This window comes from Pseudoduganella sp. R-32, from assembly GCF_049913245.1.
Taxonomy (GTDB): domain Bacteria; phylum Pseudomonadota; class Gammaproteobacteria; order Burkholderiales; family Burkholderiaceae_D; genus Rugamonas.
This window is the reverse complement of sequence record NZ_CP183987.1, coordinates 456,537-472,657: the sequence shown is the minus strand read 5'-3', so window position 1 is coordinate 472,657 and position 16,121 is coordinate 456,537. Positions and strand designations below refer to the sequence as shown.

Sequence of the window (16,121 nt, the reverse complement as noted above, 5' to 3'; positions counted from 1 at the left end):
GCGGCAACTATAAAACTGGAGACAACACATGAAATCGTTCGTACTTGGCATTGCCGTAGCAAGCAGCATCGTCGCCAGCAGCGCATGGGCGCAACCAGCCGAGCAATTCGTCGCCCTGCCCTCCTACCGCGTCGGTCCCTATGCGGCAGGCGGCTCCGGCTTTTATGGCGGCATCATCGACTACTTCAACCTGGTCAATGCCAACGGCGGCGTCAACGGCGTGAAAATCAGCTGGGAGGAATGCGAGACCGAATACAACCCCTCGCGCGGGGTGGAATGCTATGAGCGCCTGAAAACCAAGAATGGCGGCGCCACCGTCGTGGAACCGCTATCCACCGGCATTGCCTACGGCATCCTGGACCGTATCCCGCAGGACAAGATCCCGATGACGACCCTGGGCTATGGCCGCTCCGATGCGGCCAACGGCAAGGTCTTCCCGTATGTCTTCCCATTGATCTCCAACTACTGGAGCCAGGCTGCCGCCATGGTGAAGTACCTGGGCGACAAGAGCGGCGGCATGGACAAGCTGAAAGGCAAGAAAATCGTCCACCTGTACCATGACTCAGCCTTCGGCAAGGAACCGTTGCCGGTGCTGGAAGCGATGTCCGCACAATACGGCTTTGAACTGATCAAGATTCCGGTCGCGCCGCCAGGCAGTGAGCAGCAGTCGCAATGGCTGCAGATCCGCCAGGCCAAGCCGGATTACGTGATCCTGTGGGGCTGGGGTGTGATGAATTCCGTTGCCATCAAGACCGCACAACGCAACGGTTTCCCGCGCGAGAAGATGCTGGGCGTGTGGTGGGCCGGCTCTGAAGAAGATACTGTGCCATCGGGCGATGCGGCGAAGGGCTATACCTCTATGACCTTCAACACCCCCGGCAACTACCCTCTGCTGGATGAACTGCGCAAGAAAGTCTATGCCAGCGGCAAGGGCAACCTGGCCGACCAGGGCCGCATCGGTTCGGTTTACCACATGCGCGGCCTGACGGCCGGCGTGATGTATGTGGAAGCGATGCGTGCGGCCCAGGAGAAGTTCGGCAAGGGCAAGGCGGTCACTGGCGAACAACTGCGCTGGGGCTTCGAAAACCTGAACATCGACGAAGCCCGCCAGAAGGCGTTGGGCGTCTTCAATATGTTCCCGACTGTGAAGACTTCCTGCGATGACCACGAGGGCTCGGGTGCTGTGAAGGTCCAGCAATGGGACGGAAAAGCCTGGAAGGCTGTGACGCCGAACTGGGTGGTGGGCGACAAAGTCCTGCTGCGAAAACTGGTGGACGAATCGTCCGGCAAGTACGCCGCTGAAAAGAAAATCACGCCTGCCTGCATGAAGTGAGAGGCTTATGAGCTACCTGTCGGTAAATAACATCGAGGTCATTTACGACCACGTGATCCTGGTGCTGAAAGGCGTGTCGCTGCAGGTCCCGCAGGGCAAGATCGTTGCCCTGCTGGGCGCCAACGGCGCCGGCAAGTCCACCACGCTGAAGACCATCTCGACCCTGCTTCGCGGCGAGCGCGGCGACGTGACCAAGGGCGAGGTGCAATTCAAGGGTGAACGCATCGACCAGCTCACGCCCAATGAGCTGGTCAAGCGCGGACTGTCGCAGGTGATGGAAGGCCGTCATTGCTTCGGCCACCTGACCATCGAGGAGAATTTGCTGACGGGAGCTTATACGCGCAGCGCATCGCGCGGCGAAATGAAGGAGTCGCTGGAAAAGGTCTACCACTACTTCCCGCGCCTGCGCGAACGCCGCAACAGCCAGGCCGGCTATACCTCCGGCGGCGAGCAGCAGATGTGCGCCATTGGCCGCGCGCTGATGGCCAAGCCTTCCATGATTTTGCTGGACGAACCGTCGATGGGCATCGCGCCGCAGATCGTGGAAGAGATCTTCGGCATCGTGAAAGACCTGAACGCGAAAGAGAATGTGTCCTTCCTGCTGGCGGAGCAGAACACCAATGTGGCCCTGCGCTATGCCGACTTTGGCTACATCCTCGAGAACGGCCGGGTGGTGATGGAAGGCGAGGCCAGCGAACTGGCCAACAACGAAGACGTCAAGGAGTTCTACCTCGGCATGTCCGGCGCCGGCCGCAAGAGCTTCCGCGACATGAAATTTTACCGCCGGCGCAAACGCTGGTTAGCCTAATTGACGGGTGCCAGCTGCTGACACGCGTAGCGTGTTGGCACCTGGCGACCGCTGACTAAAATGAACATAACCAAAGCAAAAGAGTTCTGCCGCACCCTGCCTGGCGCCACCGAAGACATCAAATGGGAATGCAACCTGGTGTTCTCGGTGGGCGAAAAGATGTTTGCTGCAATGGACGCAAAAGACAAAGCGAAAGCAATCAGCTTCAAGGTGGATGAAGACCGCTTCCTGGAACTGACGGACCGCGAAGGCATCATTCCTGCACCATACCTGGCGCGCGCCAAATGGGTGATGGTGCAGGACCTTTCCAAGCTACCGGACGCGGAAGCGAAAGCGCTGCTCAAGCGCTCGCACGAGCTGGTATTCGCAAAATTGACCAAGAAACTGCAACGCGAGATTGAAGGAGCGGCATGATGGCCGAAACCCTGGACAGCCTCGAGACGCGCCCGCACGCCGAGCGCGAACGCGATTTGATGGAGCGCCTGCCGCTGCTGGTAGCGCAAGCACAGTCGGCGCCTGGCTGGGCGCGCATCCTTTCCGGCGTCGATGCGTCGCGCATCAACAGCCGCGAAGCGCTGGCGCAACTGCCTGTGACGCGCAAGTCCGACCTCAAGGGGCTGCAGGCGCAGGAACGCCCCTTCGGGGGCCTGAACAGCACCCCGGCCGGCAAGCTGGGACGCATCTTCATGTCCCCCGGCCCCATCTTCGATCCCGAAGGCCGCTCGATCGACTGGTGGCGCTTCTCGCGTCCCATGTTCGCCACCGGCGTGCGTCCCGGCTGCCTGGTGCAGAATTGCTTCTCCTATCATTTCACCCCCGCCGCCTTCATGGTGGAAGGCGGCGCCGCGCGCATCGGCTGCACGGTGATCCCCGCCGGCGCGGGCCAGACTGAGTTGCAGGTCCAGGCCATGGCGGAACTGCAGCCGGATACCTATATCGGCACCCCCTCCTTCCTGAAGATCATCATCGAGAAGGCCGCCGAAATGGGCGCCGACATCAGCAGCGTGAAGCGCGCGATGATGGGCGCGGAAGCACTGCCTGAATCGCTGCGCCAGTGGTTCGCCGAACATGGCGTGCCCGAGGTGATTTCCACCTATGCCTCCGCCGACATCGGCAGCATCGCTTACGAAACGCGCAGCAACGGCAAGCTCAATCCTGGCATGGTGCTGGACGAGGATGTGCTGCTGGAAATCGTCCGTCCGGGCTCCGGCGAGCCGGTAGCGCCGGGTGAAGTAGGCGAGGTGGTCGTCACCTTGTTCAACCCCGACTACCCGCTGATCCGCTTCGCCACCGGCGACTTGTCGGCCGTGCTGGTGGATAGCGCACCATCGCCTTGCGGCCGTACCAACACCCGCATCAAAGGCTGGCTGGGCCGCGCCGACCAGACGACCAAGGTGCGCGCCATGTTTGTCCACCCGTCGCAAGTGCACGAGATCGCACGCCGCCATCCCGGCATGGGAAAGGCACGCCTGGTCGTTTCGGGAAAGATCGCCGACGAAGTCATGACGCTGCATTGCGAGACCGACGATCCCGCGCTGGAGGCCCAGGCCAGCGACATCGTCGCCACGATCCGCGACATCACCAAACTGCGCGGCGAAGTACGCTTCGCGCCGCGCGGCAGTTTGCCGAATGACGGCAAGATCATCGACGATGTGCGAGATTACAGTTGAGATGCCGCAGCGTGTGGCGTAAATCCAACTGTTCCTAGGGCAGGCGGCGGAATGGCGGGATAATTGAGCCATTCTTGACCTGCCTCAGAAACATCATGCAAGACTTTCACCACGACCGCGCACGCGCCCTCCTCAAGAACGCCGAAGAACTCTTCGACAAGGAATCGGTTCAGGCGGCAGTCAGCCGCATGGCTGACTCGCTGAACGACCGTTTCGGCGATCCGTCCAAGCAGGAGTTTCCCCTGGTACTGGGGGTGATGGGCGGTGCTGTTGTCTTCACCGGCAACATCCTGCCGCAGCTGACTTTTCCGCTCGAATTCGACTACATCCACGTCAGCCGTTACGGCGACGAGGACCAGGGCGGCAAAGTGGTGTGGAAAGTGGTCCCTCGCCCGACCGTCTCCGGCCGCACGGTGATCGTGCTGGACGATATCCTTGACGAAGGCGAGACCCTGGCGCACGTCAAGGAACGCTTGCTGGAAATGGGCGCCAAGGAAGTCATCATCGCCGTCTTCTGCGACAAGGATATCGGCAAGTCCAAGCCGGTGAAGGCCGACCTGATCGGCATCACGATCCCGAACCGCTTCGTGGTCGGCTTCGGCATGGATGCCTATGGCTACTGGCGCAACTTGCCGGGGCTGTGGGCGCTCAATCCGGCAGACCTGAGCAAAGGCTGAATTCAGGCCGGCAGCCGGATGACCGCATTCAGGCCGCCGTCCGGGTGATTGGCCAGCACTAGCTGGCCGCCATGGCCATCCACTATTCCCTTGGCGATGCCGAGGCCCAGTCCCATGCCCGTATCATTGCGTTCGCGGCCGTGGGACAGGCGCACATAAGGCTCCAGCAAGCTGGGTATCGCTTCTTCCGGCACGCCGGGACCGTGGTCGCGCACCGCAATTTCCGTCCAGCTTTCCAATGAACGCACGCTGATTTGCGCGCGCTCGCCGTAAAACAAGGCGTTATCGAGCAAGTTGCCAATCGCGCGTTTGAGCGCCAGCGGCTTGCCGCGCACGACGATGCCGCTCTCGTCGTACGCCACATCGTGACCGGCAAGTTGCGCGCTGCGCACCAGGCGGCGGATCAGGGGGTCCAGCTTCACTTCGGTCGGGTTTTCGTGGATATCGCTGTCTTTTACGCATTGCAGCGCGCCTTTGACCATCATGTCCAGTTCATCCAGGTCTTCTTCGAATTCGTTGCGCAGGGCATCGTCGTCGAGCAGCTCGGCGCGCAGCTTCAAGCGCGTGATCGGCGTGCGCAAGTCGTGCGAGATGGAGATGAACAGGCGTTCGCGGTCCCTGATGTATTTGGCAATGCGCTCGCGCATGGCGCCAAAAGCGCGCGCTGTGTTGACGAATTCCCGGCTGCCGGATTCCGGCAGGGCTGGGGCATGTTCGTCCTTGCCGAATGCTTCGGCTGCATCGGACAGCGCAGCCAGCGGGCGCGTGATCGAGCGAACGACAAGGAAGGACAGCAGCAGCAGCACCGCGAGCGACACGCCCTGCACTACCAGCTTGTCCAAGGACAGGGGATCATTATTGTTCAGGAAATAGGGATTGGGCATCAACGTGGCGAGGTACAGCCAGTTGCCCGGCTCAAGCTCCGTCTGGATGACCAGGATTGGCGCGGGATCGGGCTTGAGCAGCAGGATGTGGCGCACCCACGCTTCCGGCAGCTCGCCGACGCGCACGCCGTCGGGCGACACGGTCAACTGCTCGGGCCAGGCGAAGTCGAGCCGCAGGGGGTTTTCCCCGGCCAGATCCTTGCGCAGCGTGGTTTCCAGCGTGCTGAGCGCCGCCTGCGCCAACGCATTCGGCGCGATGGGCTGCACCTCGACCTCGTCGCGGTTCAGTGCGACGTAGAAGCGCGTGCCGCCCATTTCGCGGAATTGCTGGATCAGCAGGTTGCGGTAGCTTGGCGGCAAGCTGCGGAAAAAGCGGATTGAGCTGGCCGCGCCCTGCCCCAGGTATTGCGCGGCCGATTTCACGTCCGCTCGCGTCTTGTCGCGCAGCTGCATGGTCCACAGCGAGCTCACTGCCACTTGCGTCAACAACAAGCCTGCCACCATCACCAGCGACAGCCGCGCCAGCAGCGACTGCGGCCACAGCCTACGCATGGGTTACGGCCACCGTGGCGGAAAACACGTAGCCTGCGCCGCGCACCGTCTTGATCAGCATCGGTTGCTTGCCATCGTCGTTGAGGCGCAGGCGCAGGCGGCTGATCTGCACGTCCAGCGAACGATCGAGCGGCCCGGCATCTCGCCCGCGCGTTTCCTCGCACAGCACGCTGCGGTCCAGCACCGTGCCGGGGTGTTCTACGAAATACTTGAGGAGCTGGAAGTCGAGTCCCGTCAGCGCCAGCGGCACGCCTTGGCTATCGACCACCGTGCGTTCCGCCAGGTCCAGCGTAAAGCCGTTGAAGTGGTATGCACGCACGGTAGGCGCCGGGTCGGCGCCAGCCCTGCGCAGGATCGCCTTGATGCGCGCCAGCAGCTCGCGCGGGCTGTATGGCTTGGCGATGTAATCGTCGGCTCCGAGCTCGAGTCCTACCACGCGGTCGGTTTCGTCGGAACTGGCGGTCAGCATGATGATCGGCAGGTTGGACCGCTGGCGCACGATGCGGCACAGCGCGAAGCCATCGGTATCGGGCAGCATCACATCGAGGATCACCAGCGACAATTGCTCGGCGTGTGCATGCAGTTCGGCCAGGAAGCTCTCGCCGTTGTGGGCAAGGATCACCTCATACTGGTTTTTCTCCAGGTAGGTCTTGAGCAGCAGCCGGGTTTTTTGGTCGTCATCGACGATCAGTATCTTGCGTGGCATGTTGGCTTCCTTGCTGTTTGTGGGAGCGGAAATTCAAAGTCCGCAGGAGACCGGCCAGACGGCGCTGCGTTTCCGCCGGCGCCACGGCATCATCCATGTAGAAGCGATGTACCTCGGCGATGATGGCGTCGCGGCTTTCCTCGTCGGCCGCCATGCGGTGCACCAGGCTTGGCGCCTGTGCAGCCGTGCCTCGCGCGAAACTGCGCCACGACGCGCGCGCGCAGCTGTCCATCGCAGCCGGGTTGGCGTCGCGCCGTACCGGCACCGAACCCTTGGCAGCGCTGTATTGCTGTTGTGCGAGCGGCGACATCACGGCCTTCGCCAGCTTTTCCTGCGCCGCTTGATGGGTGTAATCGTTGACGAACATGGCCAGCGTGTCCACGCTGTAGAGGTGATAGTTGTCCGTGCCGGGCAGCGGGATGCAGGAAAAATCGGTGTCGATCTCCTGGCCCAGCTCAGTCAGTTCGGCCTTGGCCCAGTCACCCATCACGAACATTGCTGCCTCGCCACGCGAGAAACGCTTGACAGCCTCGGTCCACGGCTGCTCTTCGGCCGGACTGAGCATCCAGCTCTTCATGCTGCGCAGTCGCTGCAAAGACTGCGCCAGGCGCGGGTCGACGGCCGCCTGCGGACTTTGGCGCACGAACAGTTCGCGGTAATACTCAGGACCGCCGGTCAATAGCAACAGGTTTTCGAACAGGGTCGCCACCTGCCACGGCTCGCTGCTCTGCACCAGCGGGGCAATGCCGGCGGCACGCAGCCGGTGCACCGCCTTCTCGAGTTCAGGCCAGGTCGTTGGCGGCGCCAAGTTGAGGCGCTCGAGCAGCCTGCGATTGTAGAAAAGTGTATTGATGCGATGAATGCCGAGCGGCGCCGCGACTACATGGCCGCGATGACGAACCAGCTCGCGCACAGTGGGGAAAAGCGCCTTGTTCCAGTTGCCGGAGTTGGCGACGCTATCCAGCTCAAGCAGCAGGCCCAGTTCCGCCCACTCGCCGATCGAGACGCCGATGATCTGCGTCGCATCCGGTGCATTGCCAGCCAGGACCCTGCTGCGCAGGACCTTGCCTGCCCCAAGGCCCGCGCCGCCGGGAATTGCCGCATCCTGCCAGGCGACGCCTTCATCCCCCAGGCGCGCCGCCAATACATTGGCGGCGTGGCGCTCCCCGGCCGAAGTCCACCAATGCAGCACCTGCAAGGAAGGCGCCGCCGCCTCGGCGGCCAATGACATCAGCATCAGGGGAAGTGATAGCAGGCGCGCCAGGCGCGCGATCTGCAAACGCCGGTGGGACTTGTGCACCTACTACTCCAGCAGATAACGATCCGGCAATTCTATCTCCATGAAGTCATTTTGTGTCCTTTTACGGCATAGAACAGGATCAGGGCGTAGCATGGCAGCAGCAGCCAGTATGCAGCCTGCGAACCTGAGAGGTCGGAAAGGTGCCCATACAGCATCGGCAACAGAGCGCCGCCCGCGATCCCCATGATCAGCAGGGCCGAGCCGCTGGCGGTATAGCGCCCCAGGCCTTCCAGCGCCAGCGGCCAGATTGCCGGCCATACCAGCGCGTTGGCGAAGCCCAGCATGGCGAGGAACATCACCGTGTCCGGTACCGCCGGCACACCGAATACGCCCAACAAGGCTTGCGACAAGCCGCTGCCAGTGGCCGAACCCTGGATAACGCAGAAGGAAAACGCGATCCCGCTCACCGCGGACAGCAAAAGCGCCTGTTTCTGCGACAGCCAGCGGGGAATCGCCACAATGCCGACGATATAGCCGGCCACCATGAAGCCCATGGTGTAGGAAGTGAGAATGCCGAATTTCTCCACATGCAGGCTATGTCCGTACAGGCCAATGGTATCGCCCGCAATCACTTCCACACCGACATAGACGAACAGCGCCAGCGCACCCAGAACCAGTTGCGGGAACTGCAGCACCCCCCAGCGGGAAGTGCCTTCATCGCCACTGGCCTGCTGCCCAGGAATTTCACGCAGTGGCGCAAGGCGCACGATAACAGCCATCGCCAGCAGACCCACAGCCATCAAGCCGTACGGCAGCACCAGCCGTTGCGCGAGCTGGCTGCGCAGCAGCGCCGCATCCGGCGCGCTCATGGCGGCCAGCGTCGCGTCCGAGTAGCTGCCGAAGTCGGACAGCATCATTCCGCTGAATGCCAGCGGTACCAGCACGCCCGCCGTCTTGTTGAACAGGCCCATGATGCTGATGCGGGTCGCAGCACTCTCGCGTGCGCCGATACAGACGATGTAAGGGTTGATCGCCGTCTGCATCAGTGTCATGCCGCTGGCCAGGGTAAACAGCGCCAGCAGAAACAGCGGATAAGAGGCCGCGCGCGCGGCCGGGATGAACAACACCGCGCCGAAGGCCATGACCGCGAGGCCGATCGACATGCCGGTGCGGTAGCCAGTACGGCGCAACACCACGGCAGAAGGTAGCGCCATTAAGGTGTAGGCAATGTAGAACGCAAACGTGACCCATAACGACTGGAAGTTGTTCAGGTCGCAGGCGATCTTGAGAAAGGGGATCAGCGATCCGTTCAGCCATGTCGCGCAGCCAAGGATGAAAAACATCAGGCCAATGAAAGTCATGGCTACCGCCACGCTGCCGGCGCCAGGGACGGCTTGTGCGCCGGCCATCTCGAGGGTCTGTTCTTTGTGCATGTGAATCCGAAGGGCGAGGATGAAGAAGCCCCCTCCCGGGCAGGAGGGGGCGTTGCGGCAGATCAGAACTTGCCGCGCAGGCCGACGCTATAGCGCGCGCCGTTTTCGTACACGCCGACCGGCAAGCCGTCGGTGGTGTTGGTGCGGATCAGCTCATTGCCGATATTCACGGCGCTGGCGAAGATGCTCAACTGAGGGGTGATATCCCAGTTGGCGGTGGCATCCCATTGGCCGTAGGCGCTGGTCACGTCCTGGCCGCCTTGGTCCAGGCCACCGTAGGACTTGGAGCGGTAGTTGTACGACAGGCGCACGCTGTAGCTGTTCTTCTCGTAGAACACGCTGGCATTCATCTGGTTCTTCGAATTGCCGATGACATTCAGCTTGCGCCCGCCCGCCACCGCGCCGGTCTTGGCGTCGGTGTAGGTGAAGTTGACCACAGTGCCGAAGCCGCTGCTGCCAAACGCCTGCTGCCACTGGATTTCCAGGCCGTTGACCTTTGCGCCATTGTCGGCATTGTGCGGGCGGGTTACCGGACGCTGCACGCCTGCCACGTTCTCCATCGCCGTCGAGGTGTAAATGAAGGTATCGAGTTGCTTGGCGAAGGCGGTTGCCGACAGCAGCGACGCATCGGCGAAATACCACTCCGCGCCAATCTCGAATTGGTTGGCGTGGTAAGGCTTGAGCAGCGGATTGCCTGCGGTGGCGGCATTGGTGGTGCCACTGACCTCCGTGCTGGCACTCAGGTCGCTGAAGGTGTTGCGGGCCATCACGCGCGAAGCGGCGGCGCGTAGCAGCAGGTCCTTGCGGAAGTCGTACACCACGTTGATGTTCGGCAGTGCGTCAGTGTAGCTGCGGCCTACGCTGCCCAGCACATAGTTGCCGGTGCCGTCCAGGTCCTGGTAGGCATCCGAGGTCTGTTTCGTGCGCACCAGTCGTACGCCGAAGTCGCCGCGCCATTTATCGAAGGCGTAGTCGGCGCGCACGTATGCGGCCGAAATCTTCTCCTGGATACGGTAGTACTCGCCCTTCGCCTCCTTGTAGACCATGCCTTTGTCGTACATGGCGAAGCCTTTGCTTGCGGCCAGGGCATCGTCCACCCAGGCGAACTGGGTCAGTGAGCCCGCCGTTGCGGCCTCCTGGCTGATCATCGGCGACGCGCCGGTGGAGAGGTCGGCCAGGGTGTAAGGAATCCAGCCCACGCTGCCCGGGCCGACGGTACCGATGGTGCGGCGGTTCTGCACCTTGTTGTCGCGGTACTTCAGGCCTACCTTCACCGACTTGATGTAAGGATTTTCCAGGTCGAAGGTCAGGTCGGCCTGACCGTAGTTCTCCTTGCTCTCCATGCGGCGAATCCAGTCGCGCGCGCTCTGCAGCGTCAGCTTGGTGGGGTCGAGTGGGCTCATGTCGAGGTATTTCACCTCGTAGGTGTCCGGCGCGATATTGATCGTAGCGCGGGTGTTCCCGGTGAACCAGAAGTTGCGGTCATGCTTGCTGCCGCCGGAACCGGAAGTCGTGCCGGTCTGCGCATGGAGCCTCCAGTTGTCTCCGTCGTAGCTGCCTTCCAGGTCCAGAACCTTGGACTTCACATAAGCTTCGCGGTAGATCGGCTCGAACGACACGCCATTCACCGGGCCCACGGTGCCTCCCACCACGGACTTGCCGCCGTCCGAGTTGTTGATAAAACGCGGGTTATCCACACGAATATTGTTGTTCGCGTCAGCCAGGCCGCCGATCTGCCACAGGTAGTTCTGGTTGCTGTTATCCATCTTCATATCGGAATTAAGGTAATTCAGCGATATGTCGGATTGCGGGGTCGGGCGCAGTTGCAGGGTGATATTGCCGGTGGTGCGCTCGCGATCCTGGCGGAAGATCGGCGTGCCGCCGCCCCAGGAGGCGTATGCGTTCGGGGTAACCACGCCATTCTGGTCGACGATGTTGTACTTGGTCGCGTCGGTGAAGTTTTCCAGGCCGTCGCGGCGCATCGTGCGCTCCTGGCGGCTCAGGGCAACCAGCACGCCGAAGGTCTTGGCTTCGTTAACCCAGTTCACCAAGCCGGAAAACTGCGGGTCGGTTTTCTTCGGCAGCTCACTGTAGGTCGCTTCCGCCGAGGCTTGCGCGGTGAAGGGCTTCTTGAATTGCAACGGCTTGCGCGTGCGGACGATCACCAGGCCGCCAATGCTGCCTTCATCAAGATCGGCCGAAGGGCTCTTGAAGACATCGAGGCTGCCCACCAGTTCGGACGGCAGGATGTCGTAGTTGAAACCGCGGCTTTGCGCATCGTTTTTCCACCAGTAGGCCGATGCCACCGATTGGCCGTTCAACTGCGTCATGTTCAGGTTCTTGTCGGTACCGCGCACAAAGATATCGCGGCCTTCGCCCCAGGTACGGTCGACCGAGATGCCAGGGATACGCTGCAGGGAGTCGGCCACGTTTTTGTCGGGGAACTTGCCCAGGTCCTCCGCCGTGACGGAATCCACCACATTCAGCGCATCGCGCTTCTCGGCCAGGTTGCGCTTCAGCGTTTCGCGAATGCCGCGAACTTCCACAGACTGCAGGGTGTCGGTGCCCTCCGCAGACTGTGCCTGCACGTTATGCAGTGCCAGCGTGCCGAACATCAGCGCGATCAACTGCGGTAGTTTCTTCCTTCCTAGCGGTGCTCCGTTCATTTCTTTTTCCTTATCGTCTCTAAAGCGCTGCAAAAAATTCCCCGGCATACTCCCCATGCCGGGGCCAACACACTGCTTGGGGGAGTGTGATCATTCCTGCTGTGGCAGATACCACTTCGCAAAACCGTTCTGGATGCGCGCCGCCGCTTCGCGCGCGCCCAGCTTTCCGTTCAGGACCTGCGCGTTTACCGACCAAAGCTCGCTTTCCATATTCGGCAAGCCGCGGTTCATGATCAGCGCGTTCAGGCGGAAGTTCGAATCGCATGTCGTGCGCCAGGCGGCCATCTGCTTGGCCAGCGGGTCGCGGACTGCGATCAGGTGATTCGATAGCGTGAAAAAGCCGATCACGCGGTTGGTGTACAGGTCCGCAAATTCCTGGGAGCCGAGCCAGGCCAGGAACTTGTAGGCGTCAGCCTTGTTGCGCGACTTGCGATTGATGCCGATGCCGATGTCCATGTGGTCGGAAATCTGGCAGCGGTCGCCCGCCTGCTGCACCGGTGGCGCGAATACGCCCAGCTCAAGGTCGGGAAACTGGTTGAAATAGGAGATGTCCCACGAGCCGGCCGGATATATTGCGGCGCCGCCCTGGGCGAACAGCAGTTGGGCATCGCGGTAAGTCTGCACCGGCGCCGATTTGGGCATGTAGGCTGCCAGGCGCGCCTCGAACTCGAAGGCCGCAACGAAGGGCGCGTCGGTGAATTTGGCCTTGCCAGCGATCAGCGCACGCCTGCCTTGCTCGCCGCCCCAGTAATTCGGGCCGATATTGGTGAACACGGTCTGGCTGGACAACCATTCGTCGGCTGTGCCCAGCGCCAGCGGCGCGTACTGGCTCTTGCGAACGGCATCCAGCACGTTGAAGAATTCCGCTTCCGTCGCGGGCGGCTGCAGGCCCAGCTTCCTGAAGATCTTCTTGTTGTACAGGAAGCCGTGGATCACGGAGGCGACCGGCATACAGAAAGTATCCTTGCCATCGTCCGTCTGCCAGGCGACCAGCGAACCAGATGCGAAGTTCTCCATCCCTGCCTTGCCGTTCAGCTTTTCCAGATAGCCACGGCGATACAGCAGCAACGAGGTGTCGAAGGGACGGCAGGCCAGCATATCGCCTGCGGTGCCGTTGCCTAAGCGGGCGGCCAGGCTGGTGTCGTACTCGGTGGGAGCGGTGGGCGAGAACTTTACCGAAATACCCGGGTGCTTGCGTTCGAACGCGGGAAGCAGCACGGTTTCCCACAGGGCCTTGTCGTCAACCCGCCAGCTCTCCAGTACCAGGGTGCCGGCGCGTGCGGCGCTGGTGCAAATCAGCGCCAGGACTAGTGCGGCTCGCAGGATACGGCTGGTTGGCACGGCGGCTTCTCCACGGGGTGCTGTCGATCAGTAAATTCATGCTAACACCGTGAAAAATGTGACACCAGCGACGCCCTCGCGTACGGACGCCATTCACAAACCATTGATTTTTATGAGGATTTTGCAGAAGAACTGCGGCAGTGCTTACAAAACTTTACAGAACAGCGGCCGCAGCCCGGTGATTGCGTTCACGCCTTGTCATGGGCGCTTACAAAACATTACGAAACGCGCGCATTTATTACGTGCGGAGTTGCAGGCGAGCGCGCGCAGCGTTGTATTCTGCCGTCATTCGCTCCACCAGTTCGGCGGTAGTCGGCACATCGTGCATCAAGCCGACACCCTGGCCAGCGCCCCAGATATCGCGCCATGCCTTGGCTGTGCCGCTGTTGAAGCTCATTTTCGACTTGTCCGATTCCGGCAGGTTTTCCGGATCAAGCCCCGCCGCAACGATGGACTTTTTCAGGTAGTTGCCATGCACGCCTGTGAACAGGTTGGTGTAAACCACGTCCGCCGCCGACGATTCGATAATGGCTTCGCGATAGTCCTCGGTAACGTTCGACTCCTGCGTGGCCAGGAAACGCGAACCGACGTAGGCGAAGTCCGCCCCCATCGCCTGCGCGGCCAGCACCGCGTCGCCGGTCGCGATCGATCCGGACAGCGCCAGCGGACCGTCGAAGAAGCGCCGCACTTCGCCCACCAGCGCAAACGGCGACAGCGTCCCGGCATGGCCGCCCGCGCCGCTGGCGACCAGGATCAGGCCATCCACACCCGCCTCCAAGGCCTTCTGCGCGTGGCGGATATTGATCACGTCATGCAGCACGATGCCGCCGTAGCTGTGGATAGCATCCAACATTTCCACAGGCGGCGCGCGCAGCGAGGAAATGATGATCGGCACCTTGTGGCGCACGCATACTTCCACATCGTGCTCCAGGCGTTCGTTGGAATGGTGGACGATCTGGTTGACCGCGATCGGGCCCACGCGCACGCCGGGGTTGGCGGCCTGGTAGTCGGCCAGTTCCTTTTGCAGGTCCGTCAGCCAGGTATCAAGCAATTCCTTCGGCCGCGCATTCAGTGCAGGGAAGGAGCCGACGATACCCGCCTTGCACTGGGCTGCCACCAGCGCAGGGCCACTGGCGATGAACATGGGGGAAGCGATGACTGGCAGGGCCAGGTGCTGCAATGCGGCTGGTAGTGTCATGGCGTTGGCCTCAGAAATTTTGCATGCCGCCTACTGTACCCTCTTTCGGATACGTGATGCTGTAGCCGACGTTGATCTTCATGGTCTCATTTGGCGCCATGGTTTTTTCCCAACCCACCACGCCCTGGCGCTGCTCCCACGCCGCAATCCCAGGCTGCGGCGAGAACACCTGTTTCACCTTGATCTCTTCCGACGCGCTGACAGGCGTCGATTCCAGCACCAGCAAGTCGACCGGCGTCTTGTGGAAGCTGCTGATCGTGAACACGTCCGCCACCTGCTGTTCGCCGCGCTGCGACAGGAATCCGCGGCTGCCCGACTGCTGGTCGGCGCGATCCACCGTGACGCGCACCAGGTCATCGCGGCCGAAGGACAGCGCCAGCTTGTCCGACGCTTGGGTGTTCCAATGGGTAGCGCCGACATAACCGCCATCGCGGAATAACTGGATATTCCCGTTCAGCCAGACGCCGGAAGGACGCTCGGCTTCCGCCGTTATCACGGCGAATTTCTCCTGGCGGGGAACCACACGCACGCGCTGCTTGGCGGCGACCTTCAGGGTCGACAGGGCCAGCGTGATTTCGCGGCCGTCGGATGCCAGGGTGACGCGGTTGGGAACAGCGAATTCCGTATCGAACGTGCCCTGCGTTTCCAGCACAGGTGGGATGAAAGTATCCTGGGCTATGCGGCTGCCAGTGACCATCACGGGAGCCGGGGCCGCTGCAATCGGAGCTTCCGGCGCAGCACCATAGTTGTGCTGCTGCGGCGGCCTTGGCGGATAGTAGGTCAGGCGCTGCGGCACAGGCTCGGGCGCCTGCGGCGAAAGACGCGGCTGGCCGGTCGACAGGCGCATTTCGACGCTGCTCCAGTCCTCGCCGGACTTCTGCGCAACTACCGCCATGCGTTCCAGTTCGATGGTGGACGTCGTGGAGTTCAGAGAGGCACGGTAAGCCGGCTTCCAGCCCGCACGATTGACCTGATAGGAAAGCTGGACACTGCCAGCTTGCTGCGCCGCGACGGCAATGGTAATGCTGCGCTGGTCGCGCGCCCCGCTACGCACCTTCTCCAGTTCGCGCTGTACCGTCTTTATTTTCTTGTCGATCTCGCGCAGCTGGATCTGGCTGCGCTGGATCTGCGCCAAGGCTTCACGGCCGCCGCGCTTGATCGTGTCGACCGCGGCACCGAGAGACTTGCCGTCGACCGGGGTCGAGGTATTCTCGCCACCATTCAGCTTGGACAGGTAGTTTTTCACCAGCACGGACGACTCAATCTCCACGTTCAGCAGGTCACGGCTGTCTTCCAGCGCCTGCAATTTCGCTTCCAGCTCCGCTTCGCGCGGGCTGACTGCTTCCGCCTGTCCCACGTCGCGCGTCACGATCTGGCCGACCTGCACGCCCGGGGAAGCCTGGATGCGCAGCGTGTGCGCATCGAAATTGGCCGGCAAACCGGTGATCTCCAATTCCTTCATGCCAGGGGCAACCTGGGCTTGGCGCTCCACGGTGGCGGTCCCGGAATACAGGGTCACGCGCGTAATCGGCGCGTCGCTGGCGCAGGCAAATCCCGACAGGGAGAAACAAAGGGCTACAGCGGTGGCGATACGGCTTGGCTTCATGAAGGCT

At 62.0% G+C, this 16,121-nt stretch carries 13 protein-coding genes; 5 read left to right on the top strand and 8 right to left on the bottom strand.

Translation table 11 applies throughout. The features are described from left to right. Window positions 1–28: 28 nt before the first annotated feature. From ACN9MU_RS02230 to ACN9MU_RS02210, 5 genes are all read left to right on the top strand, one after another. Complete coding sequence (locus ACN9MU_RS02230; RefSeq protein WP_426167080.1) at window positions 29–1,333, top strand: ABC transporter substrate-binding protein; 1,305 nt, start codon at window positions 29–31, stop codon at window positions 1,331–1,333. A gap of 7 nt (window positions 1,334–1,340) precedes the next feature. After that, window positions 1,341–2,141, top strand: a complete 801-nt coding sequence (locus tag ACN9MU_RS02225) for an ABC transporter ATP-binding protein (protein WP_028103337.1) — start codon at window positions 1,341–1,343, stop codon at window positions 2,139–2,141. A gap of 60 nt (window positions 2,142–2,201) precedes the next feature. Next, window positions 2,202–2,555: an MmcQ/YjbR family DNA-binding protein gene (locus ACN9MU_RS02220; protein ID WP_426167078.1), complete on the top strand. Its 354-nt coding sequence runs from the start codon at window positions 2,202–2,204 to the stop codon at window positions 2,553–2,555. Next, window positions 2,555–3,811 carry a phenylacetate--CoA ligase family protein gene (locus tag ACN9MU_RS02215; protein ID WP_426172095.1) on the top strand — a complete coding sequence of 419 codons (1,257 nt, stop codon included), beginning with the start codon at window positions 2,555–2,557 and terminating at the stop codon, window positions 3,809–3,811. The genes ACN9MU_RS02220 and ACN9MU_RS02215 overlap by 1 nt, the downstream gene beginning before the upstream one ends. A 95-nt stretch (window positions 3,812–3,906) precedes the next feature. Then, complete coding sequence (locus tag ACN9MU_RS02210) at window positions 3,907–4,488, top strand: hypoxanthine-guanine phosphoribosyltransferase (RefSeq protein ID WP_426320241.1); 582 nt, start codon at window positions 3,907–3,909, stop codon at window positions 4,486–4,488. Between the two features lie 2 nt (window positions 4,489–4,490). Here ACN9MU_RS02210 and ACN9MU_RS02205 read toward each other — a convergent pair whose 3' ends face one another. The 8 genes from ACN9MU_RS02205 to ACN9MU_RS02170 all read right to left on the bottom strand — a co-directional run bounded on the left by ACN9MU_RS02205 (window position 4,491) and on the right by ACN9MU_RS02170 (window position 16,114). Beyond that, complete coding sequence (locus ACN9MU_RS02205) at window positions 4,491–5,924, bottom strand: ATP-binding protein (protein ID WP_426167074.1); 1,434 nt, start codon at window positions 5,922–5,924, stop codon at window positions 4,491–4,493. Continuing rightward, window positions 5,917–6,630 (bottom strand): response regulator, encoded by a 714-nt coding sequence (locus ACN9MU_RS02200; RefSeq protein WP_426167072.1) that lies wholly within the window; start codon window positions 6,628–6,630, stop codon window positions 5,917–5,919. The genes ACN9MU_RS02205 and ACN9MU_RS02200 overlap by 8 nt, the downstream gene beginning before the upstream one ends. Beyond that, the gene (locus ACN9MU_RS02195) at window positions 6,602–7,930 is read right to left on the bottom strand and encodes an ABC transporter substrate-binding protein (protein WP_426320239.1); all 1,329 of its coding nucleotides are present in this window, start codon (window positions 7,928–7,930) and stop codon (window positions 6,602–6,604) included. Before ACN9MU_RS02195 ends, ACN9MU_RS02200 begins: the two co-directional genes overlap by 29 nt. 32 nt (window positions 7,931–7,962) lie before the next feature. Next, window positions 7,963–9,303, bottom strand: a complete 1,341-nt coding sequence (gene gluP / locus ACN9MU_RS02190; RefSeq protein ID WP_426320237.1) for a glucose/galactose MFS transporter — start codon at window positions 9,301–9,303, stop codon at window positions 7,963–7,965. Between the two features lie 62 nt (window positions 9,304–9,365). After that, window positions 9,366–11,969, bottom strand: coding sequence for a TonB-dependent receptor (locus ACN9MU_RS02185; RefSeq protein ID WP_426320235.1), 2,604 nt, complete (start codon window positions 11,967–11,969; stop codon window positions 9,366–9,368). A 90-nt stretch (window positions 11,970–12,059) separates the two neighbouring features. Next, complete coding sequence (locus ACN9MU_RS02180) at window positions 12,060–13,310, bottom strand: ABC transporter substrate-binding protein (protein ID WP_426320233.1); 1,251 nt, start codon at window positions 13,308–13,310, stop codon at window positions 12,060–12,062. Between the two features lie 238 nt (window positions 13,311–13,548). Then, a complete protein-coding gene (locus ACN9MU_RS02175; protein WP_426167062.1) occupies window positions 13,549–14,508 on the bottom strand; it encodes an NAD(P)H-dependent flavin oxidoreductase in 960 nt (319 codons plus the stop codon). Between the two features lie 10 nt (window positions 14,509–14,518). Beyond that, a complete protein-coding gene (locus ACN9MU_RS02170) occupies window positions 14,519–16,114 on the bottom strand; it encodes a DUF4139 domain-containing protein (RefSeq protein WP_426320231.1) in 1,596 nt (531 codons plus the stop codon). Window positions 16,115–16,121: the final 7 nt, after the last annotated feature.

Excerpts from the sequence above, each read along its gene's own strand:
- ACN9MU_RS02205 (WP_426167074.1), bottom strand. The coding sequence starts at position 5,924 with ATGCGTAGGCTGTGGCCGCAGTCGCTGCTGGCGCGGCTGTCGCTGGTG.
- ACN9MU_RS02210 (WP_426320241.1), top strand. The coding sequence starts at position 3,907 with ATGCAAGACTTTCACCACGACCGCGCACGCGCCCTCCTCAAGAACGCC.
- ACN9MU_RS02215 (WP_426172095.1), top strand. The coding sequence starts at position 2,555 with ATGGCCGAAACCCTGGACAGCCTCGAGACGCGCCCGCACGCCGAGCGC.
- ACN9MU_RS02225 (WP_028103337.1), top strand. The coding sequence starts at position 1,341 with ATGAGCTACCTGTCGGTAAATAACATCGAGGTCATTTACGACCACGTG.
- ACN9MU_RS02170 (WP_426320231.1), bottom strand. The coding sequence starts at position 16,114 with ATGAAGCCAAGCCGTATCGCCACCGCTGTAGCCCTTTGTTTCTCCCTG.
- ACN9MU_RS02185 (WP_426320235.1), bottom strand. The coding sequence starts at position 11,969 with ATGAACGGAGCACCGCTAGGAAGGAAGAAACTACCGCAGTTGATCGCG.
- ACN9MU_RS02220 (WP_426167078.1), top strand. The coding sequence starts at position 2,202 with ATGAACATAACCAAAGCAAAAGAGTTCTGCCGCACCCTGCCTGGCGCC.
- ACN9MU_RS02175 (WP_426167062.1), bottom strand. The coding sequence starts at position 14,508 with ATGACACTACCAGCCGCATTGCAGCACCTGGCCCTGCCAGTCATCGCT.
- gluP (WP_426320237.1), bottom strand. The coding sequence starts at position 9,303 with ATGCACAAAGAACAGACCCTCGAGATGGCCGGCGCACAAGCCGTCCCT.
- ACN9MU_RS02200 (WP_426167072.1), bottom strand. The coding sequence starts at position 6,630 with ATGCCACGCAAGATACTGATCGTCGATGACGACCAAAAAACCCGGCTG.
- ACN9MU_RS02230 (WP_426167080.1), top strand. The coding sequence starts at position 29 with ATGAAATCGTTCGTACTTGGCATTGCCGTAGCAAGCAGCATCGTCGCC.